Here is an 18,661-nt window from a genome sequence, read left to right on the forward strand (position 1 = left end):
TCTCGCGAATATGGTCATAGCCTTTTTTAAAATTTCTACCTCCTGTTTGAGGCGTAAATTTTCTTTTTGGATTTCTGTAATGTCAGCAGTTGTTAAGCCATCACTACTCCCTTCGATAGGAGACAATGCTTTGATCCATTTATAAATAGTTACTTCAGATACACCATATTCGCGGTTGAGATCGCTCACAGATGTGCCAGATCTGTGTAGTTCGACAATTGTTTGTTTGAATTCTTGGTTATAACGTTTTTGTTTCATTCCGGACACGTCCTCTCTATTTTTATGATAGAGACTTAACTAACTTGTGTCCATACATCCATACTAGTACCACTTATTCAACAAACGGGCAGGTTAGTTAAAATAAGAACGGCTATTTTATAACAAAGAAAACTCGCCAATATAAGGGCGAGTTTTGCTTTTTTTATATGCTATTTTGGGTGACAAAAGGAATGTCATTTCTGTGCATGATTTTAGAAAAGTACCTCAAAAAGGAACCCTTTAATGATGAAGTCGGTGGCTTTTTTATTAAAGAGGAGTTCCTCCCATATTAATTTTCTCATCCCAATCACGGGTAATTTTTTTCCCGTCCTTAGAAACTGTTAATTGAGCCTTTTTCTCAACGATTTTAGTTGACTGACCATTATTCAATTTCAATTTAATCGTATAATCGCAATTAATACTTCCATCATCATTCTCTTTAGTCTTATTCATATACAAACTTTCTAATTCTATACTGGTATTTGTTTCCTTCGCAAATTTTGATACAATTAGAAAAGCACGTTGTTTATATAAAGTATCTAGAGCCTTTTCAGATAAATATTCCTTAGCTTTGTTTGCTATTTCTTCATAAGTAGGTGGGTTACTTGGATCTTTCACCGTATACTGTATGGTTTTATATTCTTTGGCAAGCTTTAATATATCATCAGAACTGACAGCGTTTGCCTTATCAAGGCAACCACATAATCCAAAGACTATCAAACAGATCGTTAATAATCCAAATATCTTTTTCATATTTATCCCCCCTAGTATAAAAACATTATTGTCTTACCATTATTATACAAATTATTTAAAATTGTTGCAATTGTATATCAGATAGTACCGAATCTGGCTACGCTTCCTAGGAAGGACATTGATTTTACGATGTTAGATGATTGATAGCAATCCTGAACTCAAATCTAATGAAAAAAATTGAACGTATTTCATTGTGTAAGGGCTTTAAATAAATTGCATAGATTGCAACTTTCTTCAAAAATTAATTCTGTTTTCAAATCGTATTAATTTAAATTCCCATCTGTATTCAATGGGCTAACGGGGGCATTAGAGGAATAACAAAACTTGAAAAGACCTGTATCATTGATTACTTAGTAATTTAAGTTACAGGATTTATCTATAGCTAATTAATCGTCGTTATATTTGTTAACTCAAGTACTCTTTTTTTATATTCTTCTTTTATCCTTGAATATTCAATTATGTACGAAATTTTAATCTCAAACCATTCTTGGAATTTATGAACAATACGAATGCTTTTTATTATTGGTTGAAAATAGTGGATGTGTCCCACAATTAATTCATAACGGTGATTATTAAAATATGTAATAGATACTTCATTATTAAAATCCATTGCTTCACAAATGGCTTGGTCTAAATGCTCCAGCTGCTGTTCGTCTAATTCTGGCATTGGAACATACTCCATTTTCTTTAAACCTGCACCCAACCCCGGCGTTATAGATACCATTCTAAACTTTTTTAGACCCCGTCCTTAAACAAATATTGAGTAAAACCAAGGTGCGTTTTTCATTTGGAATTAAATAAATAAAGCCAATTAGGGAAGGTGGAAAAAACCCTAATTGGCTTAACTTTTACTATTTATGTTTTAAAGATTCGATATCAAGCTGGACTTTATTTTCCTTATGACTTTGATACTTATTTTCTATTTTTTCATAATATCCTTGAGAGGGATTTATTAATGAGTATGGATTCTGATCTTGGAAATCTCTTAAAAACATAACATACTCTTTTTCATTCTTGAAATGCTCTGTATGTTCATCTTTATATGTCACCTTGTCTATAGTTCCACCTAATTGCTTAACCTCAATAATATCTCCCGGCTTTAAATTTTGCCCCTTGAATACTTCATTCACTTTTACCCTTGAAACAGTATAGACGATATCTCCTTCTTCCTTTGATACCTTTCCATCTTTACTTGGATTTTCTTTAGGATCTTTAGAGGCTATGGGGTGAGCAGTATTAATTATTTGAATATGACTATTTAAAATCTTTCCCTCAATGATAATATCTGCCCTGTTTTCCATAACCGTTTGGGAATCATATGCAGGATAATCTGCATGATAGTATTCAGTCTTATTCTTATTTAAATATGTAAAGCCAACCACTATTGTTAATGCCATTAAAAAAGTAAAACCAACAATAAAAACCTTTGACTGTTTCCTCATCAACTTTCCTCCTTATTAATAATAGGCATTTACTCCGTTAATATCATCAGTTTGAGGCTTATACATTGTATTTCTATCACGGCCGCTATTCATAATAGAAGTGTTATTGTTATGGTCTAGTGATAACGAATGCCCTATTTCATGTACTGTTGTACTCTCTACAAAATGATCCCAATTAGAAGCATCTGCATTTAGTGTTCTTGAGTTTAATTTGATATTAAAACTAGTTACACTCCCCAGCCAATTTGTGCTCGGTGTGTAAAGTCCGTACCATGAATCAGCATAATTTGCTGCGTAAACTTTATTACTTGAAGTACCATCATTGGTAATCCAAACAGGTGTGCTTGTAGAATTCCAACTTGATACTGCAGCAGAAATTCTATTAGTCCAAGTTGAGTTATAGCGTGAATAACCAAAATCAAGTTTATAAGTGGCACTTGGATATCCACCGTCATAATAAACATATGCACTTGCATAGGGCACTAAGAGAAAAATAGAAAACATTGCTGTTAAAATTAAAGATACAAAACTATATTTCTTTTTTTTAGCAAACATTTCTAAACTCCTTCCGCTTAGGTAGTTTTAAGTTTAAAAGATTAAAACTTGCACTGAATTTAGCTTTTCGAATTGAACCTTAATCACCTCCACATTTAAACTGAGACCTAATACGAAAGAAACTTGTTTTTCTTGAATGTAAGATCCCTTTTTATCTCCAGCATCAACGTAAGAGGTTAAATCACTTTTTAACGTACCAATATATGGAATAATTATCAATAAATCTTAAAATATAGCTTTGTATATTAGATTGGGAAAATTTCAAGTAGATTTGTGGCGCTCAACTCAATTTTTATAAAAAGATAAATAAACTTTTCATATAAAAGTTGGATTTATAAGGTTTATGGAAAGTAAATAAAACCAATCTTGTTGAGAATTTCAGATAAACAAAGCAAATTAGGAAGATAAAAGTATTATTGATAATGATAAATATTTCGTATTTTAGGTCAAAAGACAACAATCCCACAAAGAATATTGACGATTAACTGAACAAACGGGGGGAGGTTAGTTGAAGAAGAAATAGTTAAGATTGCATTAGAATAGGTTGAAACGGTTGATTTAGCACTGAACGCAACTGAAGAATTGTATTAATCTAAAAAGGTTTCTTTAAAACGGTTTTAAACAAAGGTGGCAGCTTATTAAAATCGAACATTGACTGCGAGTCGGCAGGGTATTTATAGGTCTTTAAGTGAGTATGATTTATTAACTTCACTTCAGGTCCATAAGAAATCTGATAAATCATTTTGTCCTTGCCAACTGGAACGTGATGACCACCATCGTCTGGTTCGATTGCAAATGTAATCTCCAATACATTGCCAAAGAGGTGATTTCTTTTTGTTTCAACCACATCAATGTTCTGTGGAGTAACTTGCGGATAATAGTCCTTTAATATCTTTGGATGATAATATTTATTCAAATCTTCTCTGATATAAGGTGTTAGCATAATCATAAGCATATCCTGTAACCGAAGTTCTTCGGAATCTTGAGTTGGTTTATCTGTTGAGGCTGTTGTTGTTTGAAAAGAAGTAATAAGAAGAAGAGATAGTATAAAGGCGATTAGCACCTTTTTCATTCTTTTAAGAACACCTCTTTAAGACTATTTAGTTGTATTATTACCTTTTCTGAAGGTTTAATTAAGATTTGGATAAAAATGTTATTATAAAGAAAGATATTGGGGGGATATAAGATGAAGTTACTCATTAATTTATTGCCTTTGCTTTTGGTGATTTTAGGGGTTCTAAATTATATGTATTTTGCTAAAGACATTGTTTCAACTTTTGTACTTTTATCTCTTAGTGTTATAGTTTCGGTATTTAATCTGATAAAAAAGAAATATACGTTTGCTTTATTAAGCATTGCAATTGTTATAGGTTTGGTAGGATTATTTTCGCATCTGGTCAATTCGGGTATATAAAATTTTTTCTTATTAAAGTAACTAAGTTGAGTAAGGCAAGGCTTTCGGGTAATTCACACTTTGAAGGTTTCTTTGAGAGGAATGACCAATATTAGAAATGGATTCCCATTTCTAAAGATAGGAATTTTGAAAATGAATGGAGAATACATATCCCAGAAAATTTAGATGTTAATGGCTTTAATGAAGGAATATCTAATGAAGATGGAGAAATTAATTTTGGAGAAGATATGTTGATGGGATTGGATTCTCATGGGGTCCAACGGAAAGTCTATTCTGGTTCGCAGTATCTTCTTTATAAAGTGGATGGTGTGAAAACCGTAACGCGTACAACCCTTGCTAAAAAAGAGGGAGATGGGGTAGCAACGGACATTGATTTATATGAAGGACCGGCACCTTATCACAGCGGATATATGCTGCAAGATATTACAAAGAATACCTCCACAGCATTAAACTGTGATATTTTCGGTCATTATTTACACACGGTCACACCTACCTGGATTAGTGGCATTTCCATATCAGTAGGAGAGATTTCTATTACTGGCCCGGTTGTCGATTCGGATTATAAGACTGACCAATTCATGACATGGCCTTAAAATTTGAAAGGTAGGGGTTTAATGGGCAATTCTTTATTCGTATTTATTATTAACATTCTAGGTGGGATTGTTTTATTTTACCTCGGTGCTTTTGTGTTTGGCAGCATCTTCGGATTAAAGGCAAGTGCGGCAATGGCCGTCGGTATCTTCTTATTTATACAGTTGTGTTTTGTTACAACTCTTATATTTAGGTTGATGCATCGGGTGAAGCTGTTGGAAAGAAATTCAAATAAGTGAAAGCAGGCCCTGATTGATTTAAAGGATTCCTTTTTTAGGTGCTTTATTGATAAATGACATTAAAACTGACGTGTGAAATTGGCATACGTCAGTTTCTATATTTATTAATGTCTTTATCCTATTTGACACCCTTTTTGACATAGCAATTGACATTATGATTTATAATGACCAATAAGTATTGTACGATTAAAAGTGCCAAAATATCTGTCAATTTCAAAGTCGCTTGGCTGCCAGCAATATCGTTTTCTTATTGAAGTAACGGGCAGGTTAGCTCAATAAGGTATACATAAAAACCTAGTTTTTTTGGCTAGGCTTTTGTGTACATTAGAATTTACCTCGCTTCCATTGAACTTAATTTTTTTGCTTCTGTAATAATATTATTAATTAATGATTCAACGGTTTGACTTTTGGCTAATCTTGGACTTTGACCAGACCAAAGTGACATGAAATCTTGATTGTTTTGTGCAGCAGAAGTTTTTCTAATATCTTGAGTTAATGTGTTTTGAACAGGATAATCTGGTAAAAGTGGTTCGTGCTTCTGCATTTCTAAAATAAATCTATTTTTAATTCCTCTTGCCCATTTTCCAGAAAATGAACGAGTGAAAATAGTTTGGTCTTCGTTCGCATTAAGAATTGCTTCTTTATATACCTTTTGTGCTCCACTTTCCATACAAGTCAAGAAAGCTGTCCCCATTTGCACGCCCATTGCTCCTAAACATATAGAAGCTATTAACCCTCTTCCATCCATAATTCCTCCAGTAGCGACAACAGGAATGCTTACATTGTCCACAACTTGTGGAATTAATGACATTAAACCAATCAAACTTTCTTGCGAACTATTAATAAAGTTCCCACGATGCCCACCAGCTTCACTGCCTTGTGCCACAACAATATCCATTCCTGCTTTTTCATTTTCAACTGCTTCTGTAACAGTAGTAGCCGTTCCCATCAGAATAATGTTTGATTGTTTTAATTCAGCAATCACTTCTTCAGAAGGAATGCCAAATGTAAAAGAACAAATAGGAACCTTTTCTTCCATTACAACCTTAATTTGTTCAACAAATTTTTCAAAAACATCATTAAAATGAGAAATTTCAAATTGCTCTTTTGAGTGCAGCTTTAATTGCTGACGGATGGGGTTTAAGAACTGGTTAGCCGATTGAATTTCATTCTCTGTAACTTGAAATTCGTTCGGAACAAATAGGTTAACACCAAAAGGGTTGGACGTTAATTCCTTTATTTCTCTAACTTGTTTCCGTAATTGAACAGGGGTCATATAGCCAGCCCCGATCATGCCTAGACCCCCAGAATTTGAAACCTCAGCTACTAATTTCGAAGTTGTTACTCCTCCAGCCATAGGAGCTTGTATAATCGGATATTTAATTTTCAATAGTTTGTTCATTTCATTATTTAACATAATTACACACCTCGTTTTTAATTTTACTTACTGATTAATTTTCCTTTAGGAGGTTTCCTCTCAAACTGAATTCCATTTAAAAGCAAACCTGCCCCAATTAAAACGACAATAGATGCTCCTATCAAAGCAGCATTAAAATTATGAGTGGATGATGATAAGATTCCAGCAAGAGTTGGTCCTATCAATTGTCCAATAGCATAAATAGCGGTTAGTATGCCAATCGTTCGGCTGCTATTAGATGGATTAATTTGCCGTCCCAACGTTGTAGCAAGTGTAGTGATACCCATAAATGTGGCTCCGAATAATAAAGCACTTACGATAAAACTAGTTTTCGAAATCCAAAAGGCTGGCATCGCCATACCCAGGGATTGCAATGCCATTGCAAGAACTAAGGATTTAACGAAGCCCCATTTTTTAGCTAGTATAGACCAAATAAGGCAGGATGGAATCGCAGCGAAACCAACCATCATCCAAACTAAGGTTGCATCTTTTTGAAAGTATGAGGTCTTTTCAGCGATAGATACAATAAACGTTCCTGTAACAATGTAACCCAATCCTTCTAAACCATAGGCAATAGTCAACCATAGGAGCCATTTAGTTGGGGGGACAAGTGCAAAAGTTTCTTGTTTATTTTTTATCTCAACAGTGTTGGGGGCTTCATCGAGCCAGATCCATACGAAGATGGCTAGGATTCCACTGACAACAGCTAGTCCTATCCATGTACCTTCCCACTGATATAAATGGGTTAAACTCGGAATAATTAAACTGGATAAAAAAATTCCAAATCCTACCCCTCCATAGAATAAACCCGACCAACTGGTTTTGTTTATAGTAGCAAGTTTATCTAACACGATACCAGAGGCTAGGACCAACACATAAGCACTGGAAACCCCCGATAGAAATCGAAGTACATACCAAAGGAAATGAGAGTATGTTAGCCCCATTATGGCAGTGGTAATTATACTGATGATTAGACTAATTTTTAAGATAATCACTCGATACTTCTTCAAAGGTACCGCTCCTGCTAAAATTGCTCCAAGCAAATATCCAGCGTAATTACTTGATGCTATATATCCAGCAACTGTATTCGAAAAAGATAGATCTTTTTGCATAAGTGGAAGAATGGGGGTATAGGCAAACCTTCCAATCCCCATAGCAATGATTAGTGACAGTATTCCCCCTATTAAAAAAAGAAAAGATTGCTTCTTCAAATAAAAACCTCCAATAAAATAATTATATTTAAATCATATCTCTTATCTGGTATATTGAATAATACATAATATTGATATTTGCTATCAGTAAATCAGATGGCAAAAAAAGAGGTGAGGATTTTGATGGATTTGCAAACATTAAAAGTTTTCCAGACTGTTGCAAAGCTGGGAAGTATATCACAGGCAGCAAGAGAACTTCAATATGCACAATCTAATATCACGATGAAAATACAGCAATTAGAAACGGAACTTCAAACAACCTTGTTTTATAGACATAATCGTGGGACTGCTTTGACAGCCAAAGGAAGCATGTTGTTAACATACACGGAAAAAATTTTTCATCTTATAGAAGAAACGAAAAACGTGATGAATGATGATCAAACGCCAAAAGGTCCTTTAATTATTGGTTCTATGGAAACAACTGCGGCAGTTCGGTTACCAGCCATATTTTCAAAGTACCTTAAAGACTATCCCGACGTTGATCTAACCCTAAAAACAGGTTCTACGGAAGAAAATATTCAAGGTGTTCTTCAGTATGAACTTGATGGAGCATTTGTGGCTGGACCTATTGAACACCCCGATCTCATTCAAAAGGAAGTATTTGAAGAGGAATTGGTACTCGTGACAGATTCAATTCATCCGCCCATATCTTCTATCAAAGATATTCAAACGAGGACACTACTTGTCTTCCGTACAGGATGTTCATATCGGGAAAGGCTTGAACAATGGTTTCACCAAGAGAGGGTGATTCCTAAAAAGATAATGGAATTTGGAACCCTGGATGCAATCATTGGGTGTGTATCTGCTGGTCTAGGTATAAGTATGGTTCCACAAAGCGTTGTTGCAAAACAAATACAAGATGGAACTCTTAGACATCAATCACTTCCGAATCCATTTGGAAAAGTCAAAACAGTATTCATTTATAGAAAAGATAAGTATACACATTCATCATTATTAAAATTCATAAATATGTTAAGTAATTAAATGAGATTGTTAAATATAAGAGCTGAAATTAAAGAGTTAGAGGGTATCTTAATCAAAAAGTTTGTGAATAAATACACTTAAAGTAACGGGTGCTTATGTTGAAAATGGGATTGCTGTGGCGATCCCATTTTTTGTTATTGAACTACCGGGCAGGTTTGTGGAAGAAGGAATTTTAATAATTAAAGGGAATATACATATTATTTGCATCTCCGAACAATGTTGTAGAACCTGGACTAGAAACGGTTTTAATTAATGGCTCTTTTAAAAAGGGGAAAAGAATGAAAAAAATCAGATTGCTGGTGCCTATACTGTTATTAACGATTTTGACAAATGCTTGTTTAAAAAAAGAACCACCAAAAGAGGATGTGTTCCGTCAGGAAGCAGAATTTTCCAAAGCTCTCTCGACCTATATTAACGGACATTTTGGTGTAAAAGGGTTGGAAACCTCTTGGTATTGGGATATCAGGGGTTATACCGTGGACATTGGAGGGTCGCAGACTGTCGTTACCGTTATTACAGATTTACCTGAAGGAGACCCGAAGATCGCTAATATGGCCAGTGCCTTCCTCGGATTTTTAAACAGCAACACCACTGATAAAAGGTACCAAGCCGATACTTTATTAGTGACCCAGAACGGAACAGGGAAAGTGTTATATTCGAAGGTGACGATAAGTTCTGACTGAACAATCGGACCGCTTTGTGTTTATTGAGCTATTGAGCAGTCTAGTTTAAAGAAGGATTTACTATTTCTGTATAGAATGAAAAGATAGTTAAAACCATAGGAAGATGCGTAGGGGGGGAATGTGGAATTTAAGTTAATTATCATACGAGGAAATTCTGGGAGTGGAAAAACAACAACCGCCAAAGGTCTTCAAAATCATTTGGGGCGTGGAACACTCTTTGTTTCTCAGGATAACGTTCGCCGTGAAATGCTGAAGGTTCAAGATAGAGATGGGAATCTTTCAATTGATTTCATTGAACAAATCGCTGAATATGGTAAAGGTAAATGTGAATTTGTTATTGTTGAAGGAATAATGTATAAACACCGTTATGGGGAAATGCTGAATAATTTAATCCAGTTCTTTAATCATAAGGCATATACTTATTATTTTGATTTATCTTTTGAGGAAACAGTCAAACGTCACAACTCTAGGTCGAAAAAGATGGAATTCGGAGAGGTTTCGTTGCGTACCTGGTGGAATCCAAACGATTATCTTGGCGTGGATGGAGAAACAGTATTGACTAATGATATGTCAGAGAACGATGTATTTAAACTGATTTTAAATCAAATGCAAAAGTAATTATTTAGTATGAAATACTAATATTCTCCTTCAACTATCGGGGGCTTATGTGAAGTAATGGGTTGTCTCATTAACTCTTTTTTCTTAATGAGCTAAAGGTTTAGAAGGATATTTGAATAGAAAAAAAGAATTATCATATAAAAATCCCAAATAATGGGGGAATCTTTATAAAAGTTATAGTTTTCATTCAATTACTTCTACTTTTATTGGTTGCGTGTGATCAAAAAGCTGATCCGAATACTGAATTAGCAAAACAGTATCTTAATAAGAAAGGGTACTCTATTGTTTCTTACAAGGGTAATAATTCTTATACACTTTATCGTCATACCCTTATTAACGATATTTCAACATGGGCAGTACAGTCAGCAAATCCAGATAAATATATAGGAAAAGATATTATAGAGGAAATATTTATCGTAAAAAATCACCCTCTAAGTACTATATACGGTTCTCAGGAAGGATTTACTGATCAAGTTCAGGTGAATGTGTTAGTAAATCATCGTAAAGTAATTGGTGGGACTTCAGTACCGATAGGCAAAGGCTTGCAAGGCGAAAGCTTGTCAGCACCCCCTTATTCATTAGAAGGAAAGCTTCCTGGAGAGATATTAAGAAAGAAATATTCCGAGTGGTATAGAGAATGGTTAGAGAAATATAGCGATTACAAAAAGGGCCCTATTACACTTCATTAAGGAGTAGAGCCTTTTTTCTGTTGTTCGACAACGGGACTGGTTTGTGCAATAGGGAAAATTTTATTAGTTGAACAAAAAGGTATGGAAATATAAGAGGTAGAATTTAATTAAAATATCAGTGTTAAGGGGGAGATAATGTGTCAAATAACACCAATAAAATATTCGATGAGGGACTGGGGTTTGAATTAGAAAATCGTCAAAGAGAAGAAATACATGAAGCAACATTAAAAAGTTCAAAGTGGGATGGGGTTGATTTTAGAGAATCATCCTTATTGCATGTAAACTTTGAAGGTTCAAAATTAGAGCATATTAATTTTAGCAATGTTAAAGTAATTGGATACAGATAGGTGGCTCCACATTTGAAAATATTGTACGTCCAGACATTTATGCAATTGGCGCCATGTTTAAAAAATCTGATTTAACAAATGTAACTTTTGAGGAATGCAATTTACAAAATGTTAATATACTTAACTCCAACATTGAAGGCTTAAAAATAAATGGTATACTCGTAACCGATTTACTTGAAAAATATAATTCATAAAAGGTGATATTAACGAACGGGATTGAGTTTTAAAAAAGGAAATTTATTTTGAAAAATGGAGGTCGCTGCGGCGATCCTTTTTAAAGGGGCAGGTTAGTTAAAGAAGAATAATTCATCGAATATAAAATGATAATATGTTTGATATTGTTGTTTTAAAAAAAACGAGGTGCTCCTCTTGGTGAAGCTATTTATAGTGACAGTTATATTAGTTCTTTTAGTTGCCCTAAAAATGCCCAGAAAAAGGACTAGGCACGAGTTACTAGCTACAATACAGTTTGCATTGTTAATGAATTTTGTAACTGATTTGTATCTTGATTTAAAGTACAAACTTTACTGGTATTTTGATAAAAAACAAATAGAGTGGTCATACCTAGCTGTAGCCCTAGGTGAGGTTGCTGTATTAGTTGTTTTTTTAAATTATTTTCCCCTGAAATCAAATGCCATTAAGAAATTTATATATATCTTGGGATGGACATGCATTCTTGTACTACTTGAGTTGTATGCAGTTTATATTAGAGTTTTACATTATGGTGAATGGAATATAATCTATTCGGCGGTGGTTTACTTTATTTCAATGTACATCCTTTATTTCGTATTAGACTACACGGCGGATAGAAGAGAAACTCAGTAATAACGTCGCACATTTCTTCTTGAACTACCGGGGGCTTATCTTAAGGAATGGTGTTGCTGCGGCAGCATCTTTTTCTTAATATACTTAAAGGGCAGGTTAGTCAAGAAGGTTTCTAATCCACTTTTTAGAAAATAGCTAGCCAATTCATAAAGTTAAAGTAATCAACAACTTGAACCTGAAAAAAGGATAAAACACGTTCTATAGTGAAGAGGTCCAGGCACTAGAGAATAGAAGGAAAAAAACTTGCAGGTAGTTAAATTCTGCAAGTTTTTTTTGATTTTAACTAGATAACTAAGGAGTTCCAATTAACCTAACTTAATTCCAGCATCAAGTAATGCTTCCTCGACGACTTCCATCACAATTTGGCTCTGTTCTAACATATAATTGGCTTTGGAATAATCATTCTCCTTGATCATTTTTTCAAACTCATAAAATTCTTCAAACATTCTGTGTGGATGGACTTTATTATCAATGATTCGGCTATCCTCTCCATTCATATTCAACTCAAATGAATCACAAACGTTCGCTGATCCATTTAATACAATGGAACCTTTATCGCCTTGAATTAGAGTACGTATTGGTGCTGTCGAGTCCTTTGCACCAATACAAGCTACTTTACAGGTTGGATAGTTTAATACAAGAATACCAGACGTATCTATATCCCTTTCAACGTTTGCAAGATAAGTTACTGAATTAGGCTTTCCTAAAATTCCAACCACAAAATGGATATTGTAAATATTGATATCCATTAATGCACCTCCTCCTGCTTTTGGGTTAAAAGCCGGCAAGATTTCTCCCTTTTTAAAAGCATCATATCGAGATGAATATTGAGAATAATTACACTCGATTATCTTTAAATCTCCAAGGGCATGAATGGATTCTTTAATTGATATGTAATTGGATAAATATTGTGTCGTAATTGCTTCAATTAATATTAAATTATTTTCTTTAGCAATATTTCTTAGCTCAGTAAACTCACTGAACTTTATTGTAAATGGTTTTTCACATATTACATTTTTTCCTCTTAATAAAGCATTTTTAGAAAAAGAATAATGAAGATGATTGGGTAGTGCAACATACACGGTATCAATATCCGAATCCTGTAAACATTCTTCATAGTCGGTATATATTTTTCCAATTCCATATTCGTTTTTCATCACTTCCATTTTTGGTATACTTCCGTTAGTACCAAAGATGGCTATTAATTCTGTATCAGATAAATCCCCAGCTATAGTTAAAAAATCAGCAACAATTTTTCCAGAACCTAGTATTGCGAGTTTCAATTTAATTCACCTCATTCTTTGTTATGCAAATAACTTTTCGTAAACTTCAATTTTGTTAATACCTTCTACAAGAATTTGTATTTTTTGAATAGTTTCTTGATCTTTTACTATTTTTTCTTAATTAACTCCTGATTCCTTCTGCCAAATACTGTTATCGTGACGTGAATAAATGGTTTTCACATGAATGTCTTAGTATATTAATGAAAAAGGTAAGTGATTACGGTTGGTACTTTTTCCGTTTCCGATATAGGTAATCGTTAACATAAAAAATTCCTCCAATTCTCTTTTGTAGCTTGATTATATTAAAGGTGATATGGTTTGGGAATGCTTTTATATCAGATTGGACCTTATTTTCAACAATACTTAGAATTGTTGATACTAGACTGAACATAATGTTTGAAAAGGTGCTCATTTTAATGTTGTTGACGAGCATTTCTGTCAAAATTATGATCAAATAATATTGAGTAGTTATTTTGTACAGTTCATGTCGTATCTGATTTGATAAATAAAATAATTACTTATCGTCAGACAAAATGGAGGAAGAAATGACTTTACTAAAGAAACTTGAACAAAAGCAGGGCTTTACTGATACTGAAATAAGGATTGCTGATTATATATTAATAAACTTAGAAGATGTTCCTAATATGTTTATTCAAGAGCTTGCAGAAAACACATTTTCCTCCCACTCTGCAATTATTAGACTTAGTCAGAAGTTAGGTTACTCAGGTTATAGAAATTTTAAAATAGCTTTAATCCATGAAATTCAAAGTAATAAACATGAATTTGCACATGTTGATCCTAATTTTCCTTTTCTGCCATCTGACAGTTCAATAGACATTGCAAAGAAAATGGCTGACTTGACAATAGAAACAATCAGAAAGACTTTAGTGAAACTAGATAAGAATCAATTAAATAAAGCTGTAGATATTGTTAGAAACGCAAACAGAATTTATCTTTTTGGAAATGGAGACTCTCAGATTCGTGCTCGTAGCTTTCAAAACAAGTTTATAAAAATTAATAAACACCTGATCATCGCTGATGAGTATGGGGAAACAACATGGAATGCATTAAACTTGGAAAAAACAGACTGTGCCATTTTTATTAGTTATGCTGGTAGTTCGGTTGCCCACTTAAAAATATTAAAATATTTAGCTTCAATGAAAATCCCTACTATACTTTTAACTGGTAATTCGGAATCCACTATGTCTAAATTGTGTGAATTGACATTAGAGGTTCCTTATGACGAATATGACTTTTTTAAAGTAGGGACCTTTTCTTCACAAATATCCTTTGAATATATCCTAGACACACTATTTTCAATTATTTATGCCAAGGAATACACCAAAAACCTCAATAATCTAAAACAAAAGGAAAAGGCATTTAGAAAATGGGAGCTGGATTAATATTACTCAATGAGTTTACTGACTTATTCGGCTTATTCGACTAATGGGGCAGGTTAGTGGAAGAAGGTATTTCCACCATAGATAGAGAAAACTGTTAATAGGAAATTTATAACACTTTTAGGGGATTGGGAGGAAATAAAGTGAGCTATGAAATAATTACATTACCAGGCTATCGGGCAGTTTAGTTGAAAAAGAAATATAAGAATTATTTTTTAAAATGATACACTTTAAAAAAGGGGGAGATTAAATGACTTTAGAGGCTGTTATGCTACAAGTTAAGCAAGGTATGGAAGAGGAATATGAGGACGCATTCCGAGAATCATCAAAAATTATATCCTCTATGAGGGGCTACATATCTCACGAATTACAACGATGTATGGAAGTTAAGGGGAAATATTTACTATTAGTGAAGTGGGAAACATTAGAAGACCATACAGTTGGATTTAGACAATCGAAAGAGTATCAAGAATGGAAAAAACAACTACATCATTTCTATGACCCATTTCCAACAGTGGAACACTTTGAAAATGTTCAACTATAACGGGTTCACGGGGCTGGTTAGTTCAAATTGCTGTTTTATATATAATAAAAGACGGTGAAAAAAGCACCGTCATTTATTAGCTATTTATTTTGTGTTATTTCTTTGTAATAAAGGTAATCGACTTTATGTTTGGTAGCCATTAACTGCGAAGCCAAAATCGCCGTATAAACAGTGGTTAGTACAATTGCTCCAACACCAAGACCTGAAAAGTTTAGTTTATTAGATGCGCTCATTCCATTATTACTTGTGGTTGCTTCTTCCATTTTAAAACCCCCTAATTTCTTATAGGGATATTATCTGTAACGGCATTTAAACTTATACCCTAAAAATAAATAACTGATAGAAAGGAAATAGGCAGGTTTCCTAAAAAATCTTAAGTTTGTGAAAAAAAGCACTTAAACTATAGGGGGCATTTCTTAAAGATGGAGCTGCCAAAGGCGGCTTTTTATTTGTTCAACTAACTGGCAGGTTAGCTAAATATATAATGGTTTTTATTCCCTGTTACAAAATAATCCAGTATTATTAAATAGATAGTAATTCCAAGGGTTGGAGTGATAATATGCCTTTTACTTTAGTGTCTTTGGTTTTTGTAATTGCTTCTATTTTAGTTATCCAAAGAATGGGGATTAAAAATCCTTTCTCAAAAGGGATTGGTCTTGCTATTGCAGTATCTATTTTAGCAGCCATTAGTCTTGCACAAAACTATACCCAAAGCCTAATTCCTGAGGCCAATGATGGGATTAGTATTTCAAATGTGATTGCCTATTGAATCATTGGGGAACCACAGTGGTCTCAAGAAATGTTTAAAAATTTCTTTGAACAATCAATTTACATATCCTTATTTTTAATTGTTTCTTATCCAATTACCCTAATGCTTGAATCAAAATTGGGTAGGAACTCTGCTAATGTAATACAACCCAAAGAGGCAGCTTTTTTGTCTTTTTCAACTAAAGGACAGTTTAGTTTAAGTGTAATGATTCACAATCTGCATTTTTAGTGAAAGATAGGTAACTTTCTAGGTTAATACATCTTCCTAGCAAATATCCATTGCCTCACACAAATTGACCCCCACCATTAGGCAGGGGATGCATGTAATTATCGTTTACCACATACGAAAATTCAACTGTCAGGTGAGAATTCTTGCTAGACCGAATGCAACTGCTGCAGCAAGTCCTCCAGTAATCATTGTTTGAAAAGCGCTCTTCACCGGAGAAGTTCCTGTAAACCGTCCTTTTACATATCCAAAAATAAGTAAGGCAATAAGTGTGACAATAACAGAAACCATTAATGCTGTTGCAGGTTTATGAAAGATAAAATATGGAAACAAAGGGATTAACCCTCCGACAATATAAGAAATAGCAATGGTAATCGCACTGTTTCTCGCTCTTGTCGGCTCCGGCTCTTCTAGCCCCAATTCAAATTTCATCATAAAATCGACCCATTTTTCAGGGTTCTTTTTCATGGTTTCAGTAATCGATTTGATTTGGTCTTCTTCAAGCCCATATTCCCTGAAAATTTCAGATACTTCCTCTTCTTCACGCTCTGGTAGTTCTATTACTTCGCGCCGTTCACGGGCAAGTTCAGATTCATAATGTTCTGCATCTGTTTTTCCTGCCAAATATCCGCCAAGTCCCATTGCAATTGATCCTGCTGCAATTTCAGCGCCTCCGGCAGTGAGAATTAATGTTGTTGTATCAACAGCACCGGACAAACCAGCAGCTAATGCAAACGGTACGGTTAATCCATCTGACATACCAATGACAACATCTCGAATGAGGTCAGATCCAGAAAAATGTTCTTCTACGTGATGTAGATGTTGATCCATTTTTTCACCTCCCGTTTAACTAATATATCATTAATAGAATAAAAATCGATTAATCACCACAAGTATTAAATAAATTGGGGATTAAGTTAAACAAATGAGGTTGTCTCGGCAAAAAAACCAATTCTTATTATGCTAATAAAACAAATAAATAATTCAGATATGAGAGTATTTGGTTTGATTGTGAAATATTGTACTTAAACAAACGGGGGCTTTACTCAATAAGGAGTAGGGCTTTTTTCTTATTTCACTAAAGGGCAGGTTAGCTTAAGAAGACTTTTATATTTTTCCACTTGTTGAGTATGGGTGCTAAAATAAACAAGGACAACAACGACTACAACAATAAAATAGAGGTGTAAGAATGAAGTTAGATGAGTTTACACTTGGACAAGTGTTCCAAACTAAATCATTAAAATTAACAAAAGAAGATATTATGAGGTTTGCAGGTGAATTTGACCCTCAATATATGCATTTGGATGAGGAAAAGGCAAATCAAGGCAGGTTTGAGGGAATTATTGCTTCTGGTATACATACGTTAGCCATTTCTTTTAAGCTTTGGGTTGAAGAAGGTTTCTACGGTGAGGATGTCATTGCTGGTACACGGATGAATAATATTAAATTTATTAAGCCTGTGTATCCTGAAGATGTATTGCATATCAATGTTGAAGTAATTGATAAGAAAGCGACTAAAGATGAAACAGGGATCCTTACTGTATCGTTAACTACCTTTAACGATACAGATGAAAAAGTTTTTGAGGGCGACCTGTCCGTATTGATAAAACGATGAAGGGGATGAAAAATGCAAACTGTTTATTGAACTAACAGGGGCTTTACTTGAAGAAGTCAGATAAAAAAGTCGGTTCCTTAATGTACAGGGAATTCGATTTTTTAATGTTTGAATTTGCTTAGCGTACAAAATTTCCGAAATGTTGGCGATACCCCCTCAATAAGACAAAAGTAGTAAAACTGGAAGAATGCGAATTTGATTTTGACTATGCAAAAAAACATGATTGATCATTTTTAGGAATGGGAGTCCCGAGTACATAGTTTTGGGACTCCTTTTATATTTTTGGAAAAATCAAGTGGCCACTGCCCATTTCGTTTAGCTAAGTATCATACCTTATTTATGGCGCATAAACTAAAGCATGAATCTGATTGGAGGTTTAGGAAAATGGTAATATATCCATTTAGTTATCCCTATAGGTCCCAGCCTTATCCTCAGTCTTATTATCAATATTCTTATCCTTATCCCGCCTCTTATTATGGAACTTATCCTCCAGGATATTGGCATATAGGAGGTCAAATGGCAGGTATATATGCCGATGGCCATTTGGGAAGCGGACAGGGGACTGGCTACAATGTTGGCGGTCATTTAGGAGGAGAACATGGTCTTGGGGTTTATTCGGGAAGCCAGCTAGGCGGCGGTCAAGGGATAGGTGTCCATGCAGGCGGTTATTTAGGGGGCCAGCATGGTCTTGGGGTCCAAGCAGGCGGCCAGCTAGGCGGCGGTCAAGTGCTCGGCATTCAGGCAGGCGGTCATTTAGGGGGCCAGCACGGTCTTGGTGTTCAGGCAGGTGGCAACTTAG

22 protein-coding genes and 4 pseudogenes are annotated in these 18,661 nt (G+C 34.3%); 14 read left to right on the top strand and 12 right to left on the bottom strand.

The window, feature by feature from the left end; translation table 11 throughout:
• The 6 genes and pseudogenes from AC3WR0_RS22210 to AC3WR0_RS22235 form a co-directional block, all read right to left on the bottom strand.
• Window positions 1-258, bottom strand: a 258-nt coding sequence (locus AC3WR0_RS22210) for a transposase (RefSeq protein ID WP_492554327.1), incomplete at its 3' end; no start/stop codon positions are given.
• A gap of 267 nt (window positions 259-525) precedes the next feature.
• The gene (locus AC3WR0_RS22215) at window positions 526-1,011 is read right to left on the bottom strand and encodes a hypothetical protein (protein WP_492554328.1); all 486 of its coding nucleotides are present in this window, start codon (window positions 1,009-1,011) and stop codon (window positions 526-528) included.
• Window positions 1,012-1,393: 382 nt separating this feature from the next.
• On the bottom strand, window positions 1,394-1,735 hold the full coding sequence (locus AC3WR0_RS22220) for a YolD-like family protein (RefSeq protein ID WP_492554329.1): 342 nt from the start codon (window positions 1,733-1,735) through the stop codon (window positions 1,394-1,396).
• A 127-nt stretch (window positions 1,736-1,862) separates the two neighbouring features.
• Window positions 1,863-2,453, bottom strand: a complete 591-nt coding sequence (locus tag AC3WR0_RS22225; protein ID WP_492554330.1) for a hypothetical protein — start codon at window positions 2,451-2,453, stop codon at window positions 1,863-1,865.
• A 15-nt stretch (window positions 2,454-2,468) separates the two neighbouring features.
• Window positions 2,469-3,008 carry a matrixin family metalloprotease gene (locus tag AC3WR0_RS22230; RefSeq protein ID WP_492554331.1) on the bottom strand — a complete coding sequence of 180 codons (540 nt, stop codon included), beginning with the start codon at window positions 3,006-3,008 and terminating at the stop codon, window positions 2,469-2,471.
• A gap of 661 nt (window positions 3,009-3,669) precedes the next feature.
• Window positions 3,670-4,080: pseudogene (locus tag AC3WR0_RS22235) on the bottom strand (DUF3888 domain-containing protein); the annotation flags it as partial.
• A gap of 114 nt (window positions 4,081-4,194) precedes the next feature.
• Between AC3WR0_RS22235 and AC3WR0_RS22240 the strand changes: the two are divergent.
• From AC3WR0_RS22240 to AC3WR0_RS22250, 3 genes and pseudogenes are all read left to right on the top strand, one after another.
• Complete coding sequence (locus AC3WR0_RS22240) at window positions 4,195-4,422, top strand: hypothetical protein (protein ID WP_492554332.1); 228 nt, start codon at window positions 4,195-4,197, stop codon at window positions 4,420-4,422.
• A 107-nt stretch (window positions 4,423-4,529) separates the two neighbouring features.
• Window positions 4,530-4,628 (top strand): annotated as a pseudogene (locus AC3WR0_RS22245) (DUF3916 domain-containing protein); the annotation flags it as partial.
• Between the two features lie 27 nt (window positions 4,629-4,655).
• Entirely contained in the window at window positions 4,656-5,015 is a 360-nt protein-coding gene (locus AC3WR0_RS22250) for a hypothetical protein (RefSeq protein ID WP_492554333.1), read from the top strand.
• A 568-nt stretch (window positions 5,016-5,583) separates the two neighbouring features.
• Here the strand turns inward: AC3WR0_RS22250 and AC3WR0_RS22255 are convergent.
• The gene (locus AC3WR0_RS22255) at window positions 5,584-6,669 is read right to left on the bottom strand and encodes an NAD(P)H-dependent flavin oxidoreductase (protein WP_492554334.1); all 1,086 of its coding nucleotides are present in this window, start codon (window positions 6,667-6,669) and stop codon (window positions 5,584-5,586) included.
• A 23-nt stretch (window positions 6,670-6,692) separates the two neighbouring features.
• Window positions 6,693-7,880: a YbfB/YjiJ family MFS transporter gene (locus AC3WR0_RS22260; RefSeq protein ID WP_492554335.1), complete on the bottom strand. Its 1,188-nt coding sequence runs from the start codon at window positions 7,878-7,880 to the stop codon at window positions 6,693-6,695.
• 123 nt (window positions 7,881-8,003) lie between these two features.
• On the opposite strand from AC3WR0_RS22260, the gene AC3WR0_RS22265 reads away from it, so the two are divergent.
• The 6 genes from AC3WR0_RS22265 (at window position 8,004) to AC3WR0_RS22290 (ending at window position 12,026) form a co-directional block, all read left to right on the top strand.
• Window positions 8,004-8,864, top strand: a complete 861-nt coding sequence (locus AC3WR0_RS22265; protein WP_492554380.1) for a LysR family transcriptional regulator — start codon at window positions 8,004-8,006, stop codon at window positions 8,862-8,864.
• A 278-nt stretch (window positions 8,865-9,142) separates the two neighbouring features.
• Window positions 9,143-9,547 (top strand): hypothetical protein, encoded by a 405-nt coding sequence (locus AC3WR0_RS22270; protein WP_492554336.1) that lies wholly within the window; start codon window positions 9,143-9,145, stop codon window positions 9,545-9,547.
• A gap of 120 nt (window positions 9,548-9,667) precedes the next feature.
• Window positions 9,668-10,165, top strand: a complete 498-nt coding sequence (locus tag AC3WR0_RS22275; RefSeq protein ID WP_492554337.1) for a kinase — start codon at window positions 9,668-9,670, stop codon at window positions 10,163-10,165.
• A 206-nt stretch (window positions 10,166-10,371) separates the two neighbouring features.
• Window positions 10,372-10,854 carry a hypothetical protein gene (locus AC3WR0_RS22280; protein WP_492554338.1) on the top strand — a complete coding sequence of 161 codons (483 nt, stop codon included), beginning with the start codon at window positions 10,372-10,374 and terminating at the stop codon, window positions 10,852-10,854.
• A gap of 137 nt (window positions 10,855-10,991) precedes the next feature.
• On the top strand, window positions 10,992-11,201 hold the full coding sequence (locus AC3WR0_RS22285) for a pentapeptide repeat-containing protein (RefSeq protein ID WP_492554339.1): 210 nt from the start codon (window positions 10,992-10,994) through the stop codon (window positions 11,199-11,201).
• 372 nt (window positions 11,202-11,573) lie between these two features.
• Window positions 11,574-12,026 carry a CBO0543 family protein gene (locus AC3WR0_RS22290; RefSeq protein ID WP_492554381.1) on the top strand — a complete coding sequence of 151 codons (453 nt, stop codon included), beginning with the start codon at window positions 11,574-11,576 and terminating at the stop codon, window positions 12,024-12,026.
• Between the two features lie 305 nt (window positions 12,027-12,331).
• On the opposite strand, the gene AC3WR0_RS22295 is transcribed toward AC3WR0_RS22290, so the two are convergent.
• Together AC3WR0_RS22295 and AC3WR0_RS22300 are read right to left on the bottom strand one after the other, a co-directional pair.
• Window positions 12,332-13,309 (bottom strand): Gfo/Idh/MocA family protein, encoded by a 978-nt coding sequence (locus AC3WR0_RS22295; protein ID WP_492554340.1) that lies wholly within the window; start codon window positions 13,307-13,309, stop codon window positions 12,332-12,334.
• Window positions 13,310-13,432: 123 nt separating this feature from the next.
• A pseudogene (locus tag AC3WR0_RS22300) lies at window positions 13,433-13,573 on the bottom strand (NAD(P)-dependent oxidoreductase); the annotation flags it as partial.
• A gap of 281 nt (window positions 13,574-13,854) precedes the next feature.
• Between AC3WR0_RS22300 and AC3WR0_RS22305 the strand changes: the two are divergent.
• Entirely contained in the window at window positions 13,855-14,712 is an 858-nt protein-coding gene (locus AC3WR0_RS22305) for a MurR/RpiR family transcriptional regulator (RefSeq protein ID WP_492554341.1), read from the top strand.
• A 247-nt stretch (window positions 14,713-14,959) separates the two neighbouring features.
• The gene (locus AC3WR0_RS22310; RefSeq protein ID WP_492554342.1) at window positions 14,960-15,253 is read left to right on the top strand and encodes an antibiotic biosynthesis monooxygenase family protein; all 294 of its coding nucleotides are present in this window, start codon (window positions 14,960-14,962) and stop codon (window positions 15,251-15,253) included.
• Between the two features lie 80 nt (window positions 15,254-15,333).
• Here the strand turns inward: AC3WR0_RS22310 and AC3WR0_RS22315 are convergent, their stop codons facing one another.
• Window positions 15,334-15,516, bottom strand: coding sequence for a hypothetical protein (locus AC3WR0_RS22315; RefSeq protein WP_492554343.1), 183 nt, complete (start codon window positions 15,514-15,516; stop codon window positions 15,334-15,336).
• A gap of 296 nt (window positions 15,517-15,812) precedes the next feature.
• On the opposite strand from AC3WR0_RS22315, the gene AC3WR0_RS22320 reads away from it, so the two are divergent.
• Window positions 15,813-16,022 (top strand): hypothetical protein, encoded by a 210-nt coding sequence (locus tag AC3WR0_RS22320; RefSeq protein ID WP_492554344.1) that lies wholly within the window; start codon window positions 15,813-15,815, stop codon window positions 16,020-16,022.
• A 357-nt stretch (window positions 16,023-16,379) separates the two neighbouring features.
• Here AC3WR0_RS22320 and AC3WR0_RS22325 read toward each other — a convergent pair whose 3' ends face one another.
• Window positions 16,380-17,078 carry a VIT1/CCC1 transporter family protein gene (locus AC3WR0_RS22325; protein WP_492554345.1) on the bottom strand — a complete coding sequence of 233 codons (699 nt, stop codon included), beginning with the start codon at window positions 17,076-17,078 and terminating at the stop codon, window positions 16,380-16,382.
• A 358-nt stretch (window positions 17,079-17,436) separates the two neighbouring features.
• On the opposite strand from AC3WR0_RS22325, the gene AC3WR0_RS22330 reads away from it, so the two are divergent.
• Both AC3WR0_RS22330 and AC3WR0_RS22335 read left to right on the top strand, forming a co-directional pair.
• On the top strand, window positions 17,437-17,862 hold the full coding sequence (locus AC3WR0_RS22330) for a MaoC family dehydratase (RefSeq protein ID WP_492554346.1): 426 nt from the start codon (window positions 17,437-17,439) through the stop codon (window positions 17,860-17,862).
• Between the two features lie 516 nt (window positions 17,863-18,378).
• Window positions 18,379-18,661: pseudogene (locus AC3WR0_RS22335) on the top strand (hypothetical protein); the annotation flags it as partial.

It is taken from the genome of Neobacillus sp. FW104-15D2 (assembly GCF_058790155.1).